This window comes from Rhodoferax sp. (assembly GCF_039922535.1).
Taxonomy (GTDB): Bacteria; Pseudomonadota; Gammaproteobacteria; order Burkholderiales; family Burkholderiaceae_C; genus Rhodoferax_B.
In genome coordinates this window covers 1-13,272 of sequence record NZ_JBDTEM010000186.1, presented here as the reverse complement: position 1 = coordinate 13,272, position 13,272 = coordinate 1, and the positions used below count along the sequence as shown (strand labels likewise).

At 63.1% G+C, this 13,272-nt stretch carries 12 protein-coding genes; 9 read left to right on the top strand and 3 right to left on the bottom strand.

The features are described 5' to 3' along the window. Window positions 1–1,196, bottom strand: a 1,196-nt coding sequence (locus ABI213_RS08660) for a LysM peptidoglycan-binding domain-containing protein (protein WP_348026764.1), incomplete at its 3' end; no start/stop codon positions are given. 225 nt (window positions 1,197–1,421) lie between these two features. Between ABI213_RS08660 and def the strand changes: the two genes are divergently transcribed. The 7 genes from def (at window position 1,422) to ABI213_RS08625 (ending at window position 8,447) form a co-directional block, all read left to right on the top strand. Next, window positions 1,422–1,943 carry a peptide deformylase gene (def, locus tag ABI213_RS08655; RefSeq protein WP_348005996.1) on the top strand — a complete coding sequence of 174 codons (522 nt, stop codon included), beginning with the start codon at window positions 1,422–1,424 and terminating at the stop codon, window positions 1,941–1,943. After that, window positions 1,943–2,923, top strand: a complete 981-nt coding sequence (gene fmt / locus ABI213_RS08650; protein ID WP_348005997.1) for a methionyl-tRNA formyltransferase — start codon at window positions 1,943–1,945, stop codon at window positions 2,921–2,923. The genes def and fmt overlap by 1 nt, the downstream gene beginning before the upstream one ends. Next, the gene (locus tag ABI213_RS08645) at window positions 2,904–3,629 is read left to right on the top strand and encodes an AzlC family ABC transporter permease (RefSeq protein ID WP_348005998.1); all 726 of its coding nucleotides are present in this window, start codon (window positions 2,904–2,906) and stop codon (window positions 3,627–3,629) included. The genes fmt and ABI213_RS08645 overlap by 20 nt, the downstream gene beginning before the upstream one ends. After that, window positions 3,626–3,964 carry an AzlD domain-containing protein gene (locus tag ABI213_RS08640; RefSeq protein ID WP_348005999.1) on the top strand — a complete coding sequence of 113 codons (339 nt, stop codon included), beginning with the start codon at window positions 3,626–3,628 and terminating at the stop codon, window positions 3,962–3,964. The genes ABI213_RS08645 and ABI213_RS08640 overlap by 4 nt, the downstream gene beginning before the upstream one ends. A gap of 63 nt (window positions 3,965–4,027) precedes the next feature. Next, the gene (locus ABI213_RS08635) at window positions 4,028–5,218 is read left to right on the top strand and encodes a phosphoglycerate kinase (RefSeq protein WP_348006000.1); all 1,191 of its coding nucleotides are present in this window, start codon (window positions 4,028–4,030) and stop codon (window positions 5,216–5,218) included. 135 nt (window positions 5,219–5,353) lie between these two features. Then, on the top strand, window positions 5,354–7,087 hold the full coding sequence (locus ABI213_RS08630) for an ABC transporter permease subunit (RefSeq protein ID WP_348026762.1): 1,734 nt from the start codon (window positions 5,354–5,356) through the stop codon (window positions 7,085–7,087). 67 nt (window positions 7,088–7,154) lie between these two features. Then, entirely contained in the window at window positions 7,155–8,447 is a 1,293-nt protein-coding gene (locus tag ABI213_RS08625) for a nitrate/sulfonate/bicarbonate ABC transporter ATP-binding protein (protein ID WP_348006002.1), read from the top strand. Between the two features lie 70 nt (window positions 8,448–8,517). Here ABI213_RS08625 and ABI213_RS08620 read toward each other — a convergent pair whose 3' ends face one another. Then, complete coding sequence (locus ABI213_RS08620; protein WP_348006003.1) at window positions 8,518–9,108, bottom strand: OmpW family outer membrane protein; 591 nt, start codon at window positions 9,106–9,108, stop codon at window positions 8,518–8,520. A gap of 127 nt (window positions 9,109–9,235) precedes the next feature. Beyond that, a complete protein-coding gene (locus tag ABI213_RS08615; RefSeq protein WP_348006004.1) occupies window positions 9,236–10,351 on the bottom strand; it encodes a fatty acid desaturase in 1,116 nt (371 codons plus the stop codon). Between the two features lie 276 nt (window positions 10,352–10,627). On the opposite strand from ABI213_RS08615, the gene pyk reads away from it, so the two are divergent. After that, window positions 10,628–12,061: a pyruvate kinase gene (gene pyk, locus ABI213_RS08610; protein WP_348004942.1), complete on the top strand. Its 1,434-nt coding sequence runs from the start codon at window positions 10,628–10,630 to the stop codon at window positions 12,059–12,061. Between the two features lie 281 nt (window positions 12,062–12,342). Continuing rightward, on the top strand, window positions 12,343–13,272 hold a 930-nt coding region (fba, locus tag ABI213_RS08605; protein WP_348026760.1), incomplete at its 3' end, for a class II fructose-bisphosphate aldolase.

Genomic DNA, 13,272 nt, shown 5'->3' with positions numbered 1-13,272 from the left:
GTCTTGATTTCCAGAATCAGGCCATAAGACAGGCGCTCGAACGGGCGAAACACCATCAGCAGGCCGTTTTGCTCGTCCGGCAGTTGGATGCGGGTTTTGGTGGCATCAGTGCTATCCACCATATTTGCGCCAGCGGACAGCAGCGATAGCACGTGGCCCCGCTCAATGCCGTCTTTGGTGCCCTTGTTGATGACCACGATCTGGTACTGGGCGGCATTGGCGATGGAGGTGCTGCCGTATACCGAAACGATGCGGGCATCGACGTTTTGCGATGGAGCGCGCGGCACAAAGTTCAGCAGCTCGCGTTCCGGTTCGGGCAGCAGGCGGTCACCCACGCTGATTTCTTCCTTGATCGACTGGATGTCAACGGTGGCGGGCACGATGTCCACCAGCGGCTGGCCATTTTTATCGAGCACGCCCGAGGGCTGGCGGCTTTCGCCCTTGACCAGCACCACCTTGCCAACGTATTGGGTCTCATAGCCCAGCACTTCCTTGGTGACAGGGTCGCGTAGCGGCGTGGCCTGGCGCATCACGCGGAAGTTCCAGGGCTTGTCTTTGCCGTCCAGCAATGGCGCTTCCAGCGGACCGCGCACATAGGCACGGTCACCCCGGCTGAGCAAAATCCGCTCGTCTGCCGTGGCCACAATGCGCGGTGCCAACGCCAGGGTGTTTTCGTCCACGATCAGCGGTTCGGCCAAAAAGGGCTCGATCAGATTGGTCTGCAGCGTGGGCAAGGCGTTGTCGCCCAGATTCTCGATGCGGGTCCGTGGCGAAAGCCGCACGGTGCGCAGTCCATCGTTGGGCTGCGCCTGGCCTGCCAACAGCATGGCCCGACCGTCTTTCTTGAGCAGCAGCAGCTGCTGGCCGGGGTAGATGCGGTGCGGATTGCGAATTTCTTGCTGGTTCATGCCCCACAGCTCGGGCCAACGCCAGGGGGTGGTCAAAAACAGGCCTGAAATAGCCCACAGCGTATCGCCTGATTTGACGGTGTAGCGGCCGGGGGCGTTGGGGGCCAGCGCGCTCAGAGGTACACCGTTTTGGGCCACCTGGCTGGCGGTAGCCTGCTGTGCGGGGGTGATGGGATAGTCTTGCGCCTGCGCCAAAGGGCCCCACAGGCTGGCCGACAAGGCCGTTAGCACCATGGCAGCCGTGACCACAGCCCCACGCGATCCCACTCCCGTTTTTCTGTATTTCATATTTGGTAGACCACAAATGCCCATCGGTGCCGCCATGGCGCTGTCTACAAATAGACACAAATCCGACAGAAAACTCACAACAAATTACGCGCGATTCTGCGCCCAAGCCCTTAGCGGGGCAACGAATATTGGCCCAAGACGGTCTCTCCGGCCTTAAAAGTAGCGAAAATAGCGAAACACGGCTGGTCGCCCCGCGCCCAGTTCTAGCAATTTCGGCGAGATTCCATGGCCTTACTTTCCATTCTTCAATATCCAGACCCCAAGCTACACACCTTAGCACGGCCCGTGCAGGCGGTAGACGCACGCATCCAGGCCTTGATCGCCGATATGGTGGAGACCATGTACGATGCCAACGGCATTGGCCTGGCCGCCACCCAGGTGGACGTGCACGAGCGTCTGGTGGTGATTGACGTATCAGACGAGCGCAACGAGCCGCTGGTGCTGATCAACCCTGAAATCATCTGGGCCAGCGAAGAGCGGGTGCTGAACGAAGAAGGCTGCCTGTCAGTACCCGGCATTTACGACGGCGTGGAGCGCGCCACCCAGGTGCGGGTGCAGGCGCTGGACGGCGCGGGCCAGTCGCGCACCGTCGAGGCCGAAGGCCTGCTGGCGGTGTGCATCCAGCACGAAATGGACCACCTGCTGGGCAAAGTTTTTGTGGAATACCTATCCCCCCTGAAACGCAACCGTATCAAAAGCAAGATGCTCAAGACCCGCCGCGCGCTGGGCCGTCCGGACGCGGGCTGATGCGCGTCATCTTCGCGGGCACGCCTGAATTTGCCCAGGTCGCGCTGGCCCAACTGCAGGCAGCGGGCCACACCATCGTGCTGGTCCTCACCCAGCCCGACCGCCCCGCCGGGCGCGGCATGAAGCTGCAGGCCTCGCCCGTCAAACAACACGCACTCACCCACGGCATTCCGGTGGCCCAGCCGCGTAGCCTGCGGCTGGACGGTAAGTACCCCGAAGACGCGGTTGCCGCCCAGGCACTGCTGCAAGCCGCCCAAGCCGATGTAATGGTGGTCGTGGCCTACGGTCTGATCCTGCCGCAGTGGGTACTGGACGTGCCGCGCCAGGGCTGCCTGAACATCCACGCCAGCCTGCTGCCACGCTGGCGCGGTGCGGCCCCGATCCACCGGGCGATTGAAGCGGGCGATGCCGAAACCGGCGTGGCCATCATGCAAATGGATGCCGGGCTGGACACCGGCGACATGCTGCTGGTCGAGTCGTTGCCGATTGCGCCCGATGACACCACCGGCAGCCTGCACGACAAGCTGGCCGACCTGGGTGGGCGGATGGTGGTGCAGGCCCTGGCGCAGTTAGACACCTTGGTGCCCGTGCACCAACCGGCCGAGGGCATTACCTACGCCCACAAGATTGAAAAGCGCGAGGCGGCCATAGCCTGGACGCAGAGCGCCGACACCATCGTCCGCCGCGTCCGCGCCTTCAACCCCTTCCCCGGCGCGGCCACGCTGCTGGCGGGTGAGAGCCTGAAAATCTGGGCCGCCAGCGTGTCGGACGCAACACCGCCCGCCAGCGCAGTTTATGGGTCTATTGTGGCTGTAGCGCAGAACTACATTGCGGTAGCAGCTATGGATTCGATAGTAAACATTACCCAAGTGCAGCGCCCCGGTGGCAAGCGTTTGGCGGTGGCCGACTTCCTGCGCGGCTGCGACCTGCAGCCCGGCATGGTGTTTGAAAGCGCCCCCGATGTTCCTGCAGCGCGCTAACCGCCAGCACCCCGAATTCCGCATCGGCGCGTCCGAGATGTGGCCGCAAGCCCCTGGCATGGCCGCCTGGGGCCTGATGACCGGCGTGGCCATGGCCAAGTCGGGCATGAGCCTGTTCGAGTCGCTGCTGATGACCCTGACCGTGTTTGCCGGTAGCTCCCAGCTGGCGGCCACGCCCCTGCTGATTGCAGGCGCACCGGCCTGGGTGATCTTGGCCACCGCGTTTTGCGTGAACCTGCGCTTCGTGGTGTTCAGCCTGCACCTGCGGCCTTACCTGATGCATCTGCCCTGGCTGGAGCGCATCAGCCACGGCTACCTGACCACCGATTTGACCTACGTGATGTTCACCCGGCGCTTCGCACACCCGGTGGACACGCCCGAGGCGCACCGCGCCCACGAAGCCTATCTGGCGGGCAGCAACACCGCCTGCTGGCTGAGCTGGATGCCCGCCAGCGTGGCCGGGGTGGTGCTGGCCAACTTCATCCCCACCACCTGGGGCCTGGGCTTTGCGGGCATCCTGTGCCTGATAGGCATTTTGTGCTCGCTGGCCAGCACCCGGCTGCGGCTGATGTCGGCAACCGTGGCGGCCACCGCCGCCATCGTGGCCTACAACCTGCCGTTCAAGCTGAACATCGTGGTGGCGATTGCCGTGGCCGTACTCGCCTGCATGTCGGCCGAAAAACTGCGCCCCAGGGTGGCGGCATGAACGGCCAGACCCAATGGCAGACGGTGGCCATCATCGTCGGGCTGGCGCTGATCACAGTGGTGACGCGCTGCTTCTTTTTTCTGACCCGCAAATCCGCCAGCCTGCCGCACTGGGCCCAGCGCGGCCTGCAGTACGCCCCCATTGCGGCCCTGTCCGCCGTGGTACTGCCCGAGGTGCTGATGACCCAGGGCCTGCTGCTGGCCACCTGGATGGATGCCCGTCTGTTGGGTGCCGCCGCCGGAACGCTGGTGTACTTTTGGCGGCGCGATGTGCTGCTGACCATCGTGGCGGGCATGGCGGTCTACTTGCCGCTGCATCTTGGTTTAGGCTGGTAACTTTTGGCGGGGCGGGGCTCCTAAAATGGCCGGTTGATTCCTCTAACCTACCGAGACACCGCCATGAACGTCATCCGCTTCTCCGATCTGTGCGCCCAGGGCAAAGCCGCAGGCCAACGTGTTTTCATCCGCGCCGACCTGAATGTGCCGCAAGACGACAGCGGTGCCATCACCGAAGACACGCGCATCCGCGCCTCAGTGCCGTGTATCCAGATGGCGTTGGACGCCGGCGCGGCGGTGATGGTCACGTCCCACCTGGGCCGCCCCACGGAAGGCGCGTTCAAACCCGAAGATTCATTGGCCCCGGTGGCCAAGCGCCTGGGCGAGCTGCTGGGCCGCGAGGTGCCGCTGGTGGCCAACTGGGTGGACGGCGTGACCGTCGCGCCGGGCCAACTGGTGCTGCTGGAAAACTGCCGCGTGAACGTGGGCGAAAAGAAGAACAGCCCCGAGTTGGCCAAGAAAATGGCCGCGCTGTGCGACATTTTTGTGAACGACGCGTTTGGCACCGCCCACCGTGCCGAAGGCACCACCTACGGCATCGCCGAATACGCCAAGGTCGCCTGCGCAGGCCCGCTGCTCGCCGCCGAGATCGATGCCATCACCAAGGCCCTGGCCCAGCCCCAGCGCCCGCTGGTGGCCATCGTGGCGGGCTCCAAGGTCTCCACCAAGCTGACCATTTTGAAGAGCCTGGCCGACAAGGTCGACCAGCTGATCGTGGGCGGCGGCATTGCCAACACCTTTATGCTGGCTGCGGGCCTGAAGATCGGCAAATCGCTGGCCGAAGCCGACCTGGTGGACCAGGCCAAGGCCGTGATGGAGGCCATGAAAGCACGTGGCGCGGCCGTGCCCATCCCCACCGATGTGGTCACCGCCAAGACCTTTGCCGCCGACGCCGTGGCCACCGTCAAGGCCGCCACCGACGTGGCCGACGACGACCTGATCCTGGACATCGGCCCGCAAACCGCTGCCGCCCTGGCGCTGCAGCTCAAGTCGGCAGGCACCATCGTCTGGAACGGCCCGGTCGGCGTGTTCGAATTCGATGCTTTCGCCCACGGCACCGAAACGATTGCCCGCGCGATTGCCGACAGTGCTGCGTTTTCGATAGCTGGCGGTGGAGACACACTGGCCGCCATCGCCAAATATGGCATTGAAAAACAGGTGGGCTACATCTCGACCGGCGGCGGCGCATTCCTGGAAATTCTGGAAGGCAAAACCCTGCCCGCGTTCGAAATTCTGCAAAAACGCGCAGCCTGATAGCACGGGGCGCACAGGTGCCCCCACTGGTTCACACGGCAGACACATAGCGGTGTTCCACTCGGCGCCCTGAGCCGCATTACAAGCGGACGTTTTGGCCGGCATGGGGCTGGCCCATGGCACAAGGGAGTGTTTATGTTTGAGCTGCGCAACCCCCAGGCGCGGGGCAGCCGCCTGCTGGGTAAAACCCCCAACCGCTGGGACTTTGCCTTGCTGCCGCTGGTGCTGGCGGTGCTGTTGGCCCTGGCCTTTGCTGCGGCGCAAATGGCCCGGCCGTTTGCCATGGGCGAGACGCTGGATATCTCGCTCTCGCCCGCCTACCTGCCGTACTACCTGCTGCGTACCATCCTGCGCATGTTCATTGCGCTGGCCTGTTCCCTGCTGTTCAGCTTTGTGTTTGCGGCCATCGCCGCCAAATACCGGGCCGCCGAAAAGGCCATGATCCCGATCCTGGATGTGCTGCAGTCGGTGCCGATCCTGGGCTTTCAGGCGATTGCGATTGCGCCGTTCATTGCGCTGTTTCCCGGCAGCCTGCTGGGCGTGGAATGCGCCGCCATCTTTGCCATCTTCACCTCGCAGGCCTGGAACATGGCGTTCAGCCTGTACCAGTCGATCCGCAACGTGCCCGACGAGCTGAACGAGGCGGCGCGGGTGTTTCGCCTGTCCGGCTGGCAGCGCTTTTGGCGGCTGGAGCTGCCGTTTGCCATGCCGGGGCTGCTGTGGAACATGATGATGTCGATGTCGGGCGGCTGGTTCTTTCTGGTGGCGGCGGAGGCGATTTCGGTGGCCAACCAAGACATCAAACTGCCGGGCATAGGCTCTTACATTGCCGTGGCGATTGATGCCAAAGACGGCTGGGCCATCGGCTACGCAATTGCGGCCATGTTGGCGGGCATTTTGTTGTACGACCAGCTTTTCTTCCGGCCCCTGCTGGCCTGGGCCGACAAGTTTCGGTTTGAAGAGTCGCAGGGCGACACGGCACAGCAGTCGTGGCTGCTGGACTGGATGGGCCGCAGCCACTGGATGCGCGGACTGAGCGCGCATTTCTGGACGCTGATGCGCGGGGCGCTGGGCTGGTTCAGCGTGCGCGGCGACGCTGCCGAGCGTGACGCACCGCCCGCGCCCGTCAACCCGCTGTGGGAACCTGTGTGGGACGTAGCCATTGCGTTGGCGGCTTTGGCCGCGCTGGCCTGGCTGGTGCTGTTTGTGCACACCGTAGTGGGCTGGGGCGAGGCCGCGCACGTGGCCTTTCTGGGCCTGATCACGCTGGCACGGGTGCTGCTGCTGATCGCCCTGGCATCGCTGGTCTGGGTGCCGGTGGCGGTGTGGATCGGCCTGCGGCCCGCGTACTCGCAGCGGGTGCAGGCGGTGGCGCAGTTCTTGGCGGCTTTTCCGGTGAACCTGATGTTCCCGCTGGTGGTCTACCTGCTGGTGACCTGGCGGCTGAACCCCAACATCTGGCTCAGCCCGCTGATGGTGTTTGGCACTCAGTGGTACATCCTGTTCAACGTGGTGGCCGGGGCCGCCACCATCCCGAACGAGCTGCGCCTGGCCGCCGACAACCTGGGCGTGAAGGGCTGGCTGAAGTGGAAGCGGGTTTACCTGCCCGCCGTGTTCCCCAGCTACATCACCGGGGCTATCACCGCCAGCGGCGGCTCGTGGAACGCCAGCATCGTGGCCGAGTACGTGACCTGGGGCAAAACCACGCTGGTGGCCGACGGCCTGGGCAGCTACATCAAGCAGATGACCGATGCCGGGGATTTCCACCGCATCGCGCTGGGCATTGGCGTGATGTGCATTTTTGTGATGTTTTTAAACCGTTTCTTCTGGCGCAAGCTGTATTTGCTGGCCGAAGACCGCAGCCGCTAATCTGAAACAACTTTCATGGCTCGGGATGCTCCGCACCCAAGTCCATGAAAGTTAGAGGGTAATTTTTATGAATTTGATCGAACTGCAAGGCGTGGCCAAGTCCTTCCGCGCTGCCGACGGTACCGCCCGCAGCGTGCTGGAGTTGGTGGACTTCCACCTGGCCGATGGTGAAATTGTGGCCCTGCTGGGCAAGTCGGGCTCGGGCAAATCCACCCTGCTGCGCATCATGGCCGGGCTGATTCCGGCCGACCACGGCAAGGTGGAGTACCGCCAGCGGCCGATTTATGGGCCGGTGGCGGGCATCGCCATGGTGTTCCAGTCGTTTGCACTGTTTCCGTGGCTCACGGTGCAGCAAAACGTGGAGCTCGGCCTGGAAGCCCAGGGCGTGCCCGCGGTGGAGCGCGAAACCCGCGCCGACGCGGTGCTGGAGATGATTGGTCTGGCCGGTTTTGGCGGGGCCTTGCCGCGTGAGCTGTCGGGCGGCATGAAACAGCGCGTGGGTATTGCCCGCGCCCTGGTCACCAAGCCCGACATTTTGCTGATGGACGAGGCGTTTTCGGCGCTGGACGTGCTGACCGGCGAAACCCTGCGCAACGACATGCTGGAGCTGTGGGACGGCGACCAGATCCCCACCAAGGGCATTCTGATCGTGTCGCACAACATCGAAGAAGCCGTGATGATGGCCGACCGCATCATCATCCTGGCCAGCGACCCGGGCCGCATCCGCGACGAAATCACCATCGACTTGCCGCGCCCGCGCGATGCCGACTCGGTCGAGGTGCGCGCGCTGATCGACGAAGTCTATGGCCTGATGACCCAGCGCCCCACACAAGAGGCCACCGCCGGTGCCTCGGCCACCGCGCACCTGGGTTACCGCCTGCCCAATACCGACATCAGCCGCATCGAAGCGGTGCTGGAACTGCTGGCCGATCCGCCGTTCGACGGCCATGCCGACCTGCCGCAACTGGCCGAAGAATCGGAGCTGGCCGACGAAGAGCTGTTCCCCACCTACGAGGCGCTGGGCCTGATGGGCCTGGTCCAGGTGGACAAGGGCGATATCCATTTGACCGCCCTGGGCCGCCACTATGCAGATGCCGACCAGGCCCGGCGGCAAGAGATTTTTGGCCAGCAGCTGCTGACCCACGTGCCGCTGGCGGCGCACATCCGGCGCAACCTGGAGTCCGAGTCCACCGGCACCTTGTCCGAGAAGCGCTTCCTGGAGTTGCTGGAAGACTTCATGGACGCAGTGGAAGCCAAGCGCGTGCTGGAAGTAGCCATCGAATGGGGCCGCTACGGCGAAGTCTATGGCTACGATTACCACACCGGTCGGCTTACGCTGCCCGACAAATCGGAAATCTGAATTTGCTATTGAATCAAGAGCTGCTTGCGCAGATAGTACCTGCACCAAGTGCCGATTTAATAGAGAAAATTTAGAACTTCCAGCCCAGGCCGATGCCGAACAGCACCGGGTCTACCTTGAACGTGCCCAGCTTGGCACCACCGGCCGCCACGTCGGTGCGGAGGTAGACCTTTTTCAGATCGAAGTTCAGCACCAGGTTCTGCGCCAGCGGAATATCCACGCCCACCTGCAGCGCCGGGCCGAAGCTGTTGCGGTCTACCGTTACGCCTGCGGGCAGGTTGACAGAGCTGATCCGGGTGTAATTCAGGCCCGCGCCCACGTAAGGGGTGAAACCGGCCTGGGGCGCGTGGTACTGCAGCGTCAAGGTGGGTGGCAGGTGCTTGAAGCTGCCGATGGCGGTGCCACCCGCGCTGAGCGTCTGTTTCTGCGGCACGGTCAGCACCAGCTCGGCGGCGATGTTCGGCGTAAAGAAGTAACTGATGTCCAGCTCCGGCAGCCACTTGTTATTGATGGACAGCGACAGCGGCGTGGTGTCGCCATTGGCACTACCCAGGTGCACGGCACGGGCGCGTACCAGCCAGGGGCCGGAGGGGCTGGACTGGGCCAGGGCGGCGGTGGACACCAGGGCGCAGAGGGCCACGGCGATCATTGGTTTTTGCATGCTCTTCTTTCGATCAGGTTGCGGGAACATCCCACCCCTTGATTACAGAAGACCGTGCCACCAGCGACTTTGCGCCGCATCAAACCCTGCGCACACCGTGTTTGCGGCAGATCAAGAGTCCCCCGGTTCAGGCGTTTTGCGGACGTGGCGCACTGGTGGCCTGGCCGTGGAAGTCGGTCCAGCAATGGCGGGTGAAATCGTAGAGCTTGCAGGCGCGGGCGGTGTCAAAGTACCAGCGCCACGAGAAGCGCTGCACCACGATGCGGCCGGGCAGCAGCTCCTCCAGTTTGGCCTGCGCGGCTTTGAGCTTGTACAGCGGGATGCTCATATCCACGTGGTGCGCGGTGTGCTCCATGATGTGGTGGACCAGCGCGCCAATCTGCAGCGGAAAGGTCAGGTGCACCGTGGTGGACACAAAGGGCTGGGCGCGCAACCACACCGCCCGGTCGTCGTGCCACGACACTTTGACGTGGGTGTGGTGGCCGTAAATCACAAAGCCCATCATGTTGAACCAAAAGAAGATCGGCACGGCAAAGCCCAGCAACAGCAGCAGCGCCACAGATTGCGCGGTGGCCAGCGCGGCGGCGACCAGGGCGGCCATCCACAGCAGCGCAAAGCCGGACACCAGCAGGCAGTCCCAGGTAAAGATGGCGCGGTGGGTGTTGCCCATGCTGGACTGCGACGGAAACACCATCTTCTTCCACCAGATTTCCACCATGTAGTACAGGCCCGGCCCCCAGCCGCTACGGTAGATGCGCTGCAGGCCGCGGCCCACGGGTGACAGGGCCTGGTACTCCTGCTGCGTCAGCGGAGCCCACACAAAATCCACCCCCTTGAGGTTGGTAAAGCCGTGGTGCACCACGTTGTGGCCCACGTCCCACAGGCTGTAGGCGGTGAGCGACGGCAAAAACGCAATGCGGCCCAGCCATTTGTTCAGGCCGCGGTGCGGTGTCAGGCTTTGGTGGCAGCCATCGTGGCCGATAACGAACAGCCGCCCCACCACAAAGCCCGCGACCAGCCCGCATAGCAGCTTGGCCCACACGGATGCCAGCAGCACGGTGCCGGTCAGCAACGCACCCAACACCGCGTAGTCCAGCGACAGCAGCAGCAGGGCCCGCAGCGTGGTGCGCTGCGACAGCGGAATCAGCCAGGAGCGGATGACTTTGCGGTGCGGCAACGGCGCGCCGAGAGCTAGCGGCGAAGGATTGGGGGCGACATCAGGGGTTTCAAGCGAAGAAGACATGGCAAAATACGGTAAACGTGAAGTTCGTGTGGGTGAATTGCCTAGCGGGGCCGGAGGCCGCGCATGGGTACGCAAATCAGTTGCCGCGATGCTATGCGCGCTGCGCGGCGGCGGTACTGACACAGATCAAAACATTTGCAAGCTGTGGGACCGTGGTAACTTTGTACCATGGTCCGATATCAGGGGCGCAACTAGGGTTTTCATGCTTGTCTTGTAACCTTTTGGTAACTATTTTCGTGTGAAAATGGAAACTAAATTACAACGGAGACTTCTTCCATGACCCGCATTGCCACCAAAATTGTTGCCACCCTTGGCCCTGCGTCCAACTCGCCTGAGATTCTGGAACAGCTGATACGAGCCGGTGTCAACGTGGTGCGGCTGAACTTCAGCCACGGCAAGGCGCAAGACCATATCGACCGCGCCATGATGGTGCGTGAAGCCGCCAAACGTGCGGGTGTGGAAGTGGCCATCATGGCCGACTTGCAAGGCCCCAAGATCCGTGTCTCCAAGTTTGCCGAAGGCAAGGTCATGCTGGAGCCGGGCCAAAAATTTGTACTGGATGCCGCCCGCACCGAGCCTGGCGATATCAACGGCGTGGGCCTGGACTACAAAGAGCTGCCCCGCGAAGTCAAATCAGGTGATGTGCTGCTGCTAAATGACGGCCTGATCGTCATGACGGTGGACTTTGTGCGCGGCGAAGAGGTGCACACCATCGTCAAACTGGGTGGCGAGCTCTCCAACAACAAAGGCATCAACAAACAGGGCGGTGGCCTGACCGCCCCGGCGCTGACCTCCAAAGACATGGACGACATCAAGACCGCCATGTCCTTCCAAGCCGACTACGTGGCCGTGAGCTTCCCCAAGAACGCCACCGACATGGAAATGGCACGCCAGCTGTGCAACGTAGCAGCAGCCGAATACCGCCACAAGCCCGGCATGATCGCCAAGATCGAACGCGCCGAAGCCATCCCCCACTTGCAAGCCATTCTGGATGCCAGCGACGGCATCATGGTGGCGCGCGGTGACCTGGCGGTGGAAGTCGGTAACGCCGCCGTGCCGGCCCTGCAAAAACGCATGATCCGCATGGCCCGTGCCAGCGACAAGGTGGTCATCACCGCGACCCAGATGATGGAGTCCATGATCACCAACCCGGTGCCGACCCGCGCCGAGGTGAGCGACGTGGCCAATGCCGTGCTGGACGGTACCGATGCCGTGATGCTCAGCGCCGAAACCGCCGCCGGCAAATTCCCGCTGGAAACCGTGCTGGAAATGGCCAACATCTGCCGCGAAGCCGAAAAGGCCGACTACGCTGAACTCGAAGCCGACTTCAAGGGCAAGATCTTCAGCCGCATCGACCAGTCCATCGCCATGGGTGCTTTGTTTACCGCCCAGCATCTGGGTGCCAAGGCCATTGTGGCCATGACCGACAGCGGCTCCACTGCCTTGTGGATGAGCCGCCACAGCATCCACGTACCGATCTACGCCCTGACCCCGCGCCTGGCCACCCAGCGCAAGATGGCGCTGTACCGCAACGTCTTGCCTTTGCTGATGGATGCCAGCACCGACCGCGACACCGCGCTGGAGCAGGCCGAGCGCCACCTCACCAAGCGCGGCATCGTGCAGCGCGGCGACGTGTATGCCATCACCTGCGGCGAGCCCATGGGTGCGCCCGGCGGCACCAATATGCTGAAAATCTGCCAGGTCAGTTGATTTTGGAGGGGCTGCGCACAGCAGTCCCCTCTCCCAGAGGTCCATGCAATGTGGGCCGGGCAGCGGCCAAGCGCCCTGCACTGTGGTGCCCAGAGCCCACCCAAACAAACCGTTACAAAGCCGCGCACGCGTGGTGGCCTGTCTTTTGCGTCCGCATCTCCGCTAACGCAGCGCTAGAATTGGCAGAGTTACCAAGCGGTTACCAAAACGCAGGCTGCCTCTCTGCCAGCAGATTTCGACCCGCTTCGCCCCGGTTTTTTTTACTCTCTGGAACCACCACCATGGCACTCGTCTCTATGCGCGAACTGCTGGACCATGCCGCCGTCAACGGCTATGGCATCCCGGCCTTCAATGTCAACAACCTGGAACAAGTCCAGGCCGTCATGCAAGCCGCCGACGAGGTGGGCGCACCCGTCATCCTGCAGGCCAGCGCAGGCGCGCGCAAATACGCGGGCGAGCCCTTCATCAAGCATTTGATCCAGGCTGCCATTGAAACCTGGCCGCACATCCCGCTGGTGATGCACCAGGACCACGGTCAAAGCCCCGAAGTTTGCCAGGGCGCGATCAACCTGGGCTTTAGCTCGGTGATGATGGACGGCTCTTTGCAGTCCGACGGAAAAACCATCGCCAGCTTTGACTACAACGTCGAAGTGACCCGTAAAGTGGTCGAACTGGCGCACCGCGTCGGCGTGACGGTAGAAGGTGAACTTGGCTGCCTGGGTTCGCTGGAAACCATGCAGGGTGACAAAGAAGACGGCCATGGCACCGACGACATCATGACCATGGCCCAGATGCTGACCGACCCCGAGCAGGCCGCCGAATTCGTCCAGCGCACCCAGATCGACGCGCTGGCCATCGCCATCGGCACCAGCCACGGCGCGTACAAGTTCACCCGCAAGCCCACCAGCGACATCCTGGCGATCCAGCGCATCAAGGAAATCCACCTGCGCATCCCCAGCACCCACCTGGTGCTGCACGGCAGCTCCAGCGTGCCGCAAGAGCTGCTGGCCATCATCCGCGAACACGGGGGCGACATGAAAGAAACCTACGGCGTGCCGGTTGAAGAGATCCAGGAAGCCATCCGGCACGGCGTGCGCAAGATCAACATCGACACCGATATCCGGCTGGCGATGACGGCGGCGGTGCGCAAGTACCTGGCCGAGAACCCGGAGAAGTTCGATCCGCGCGACTTCCTCAAGCCGGCACGCGAA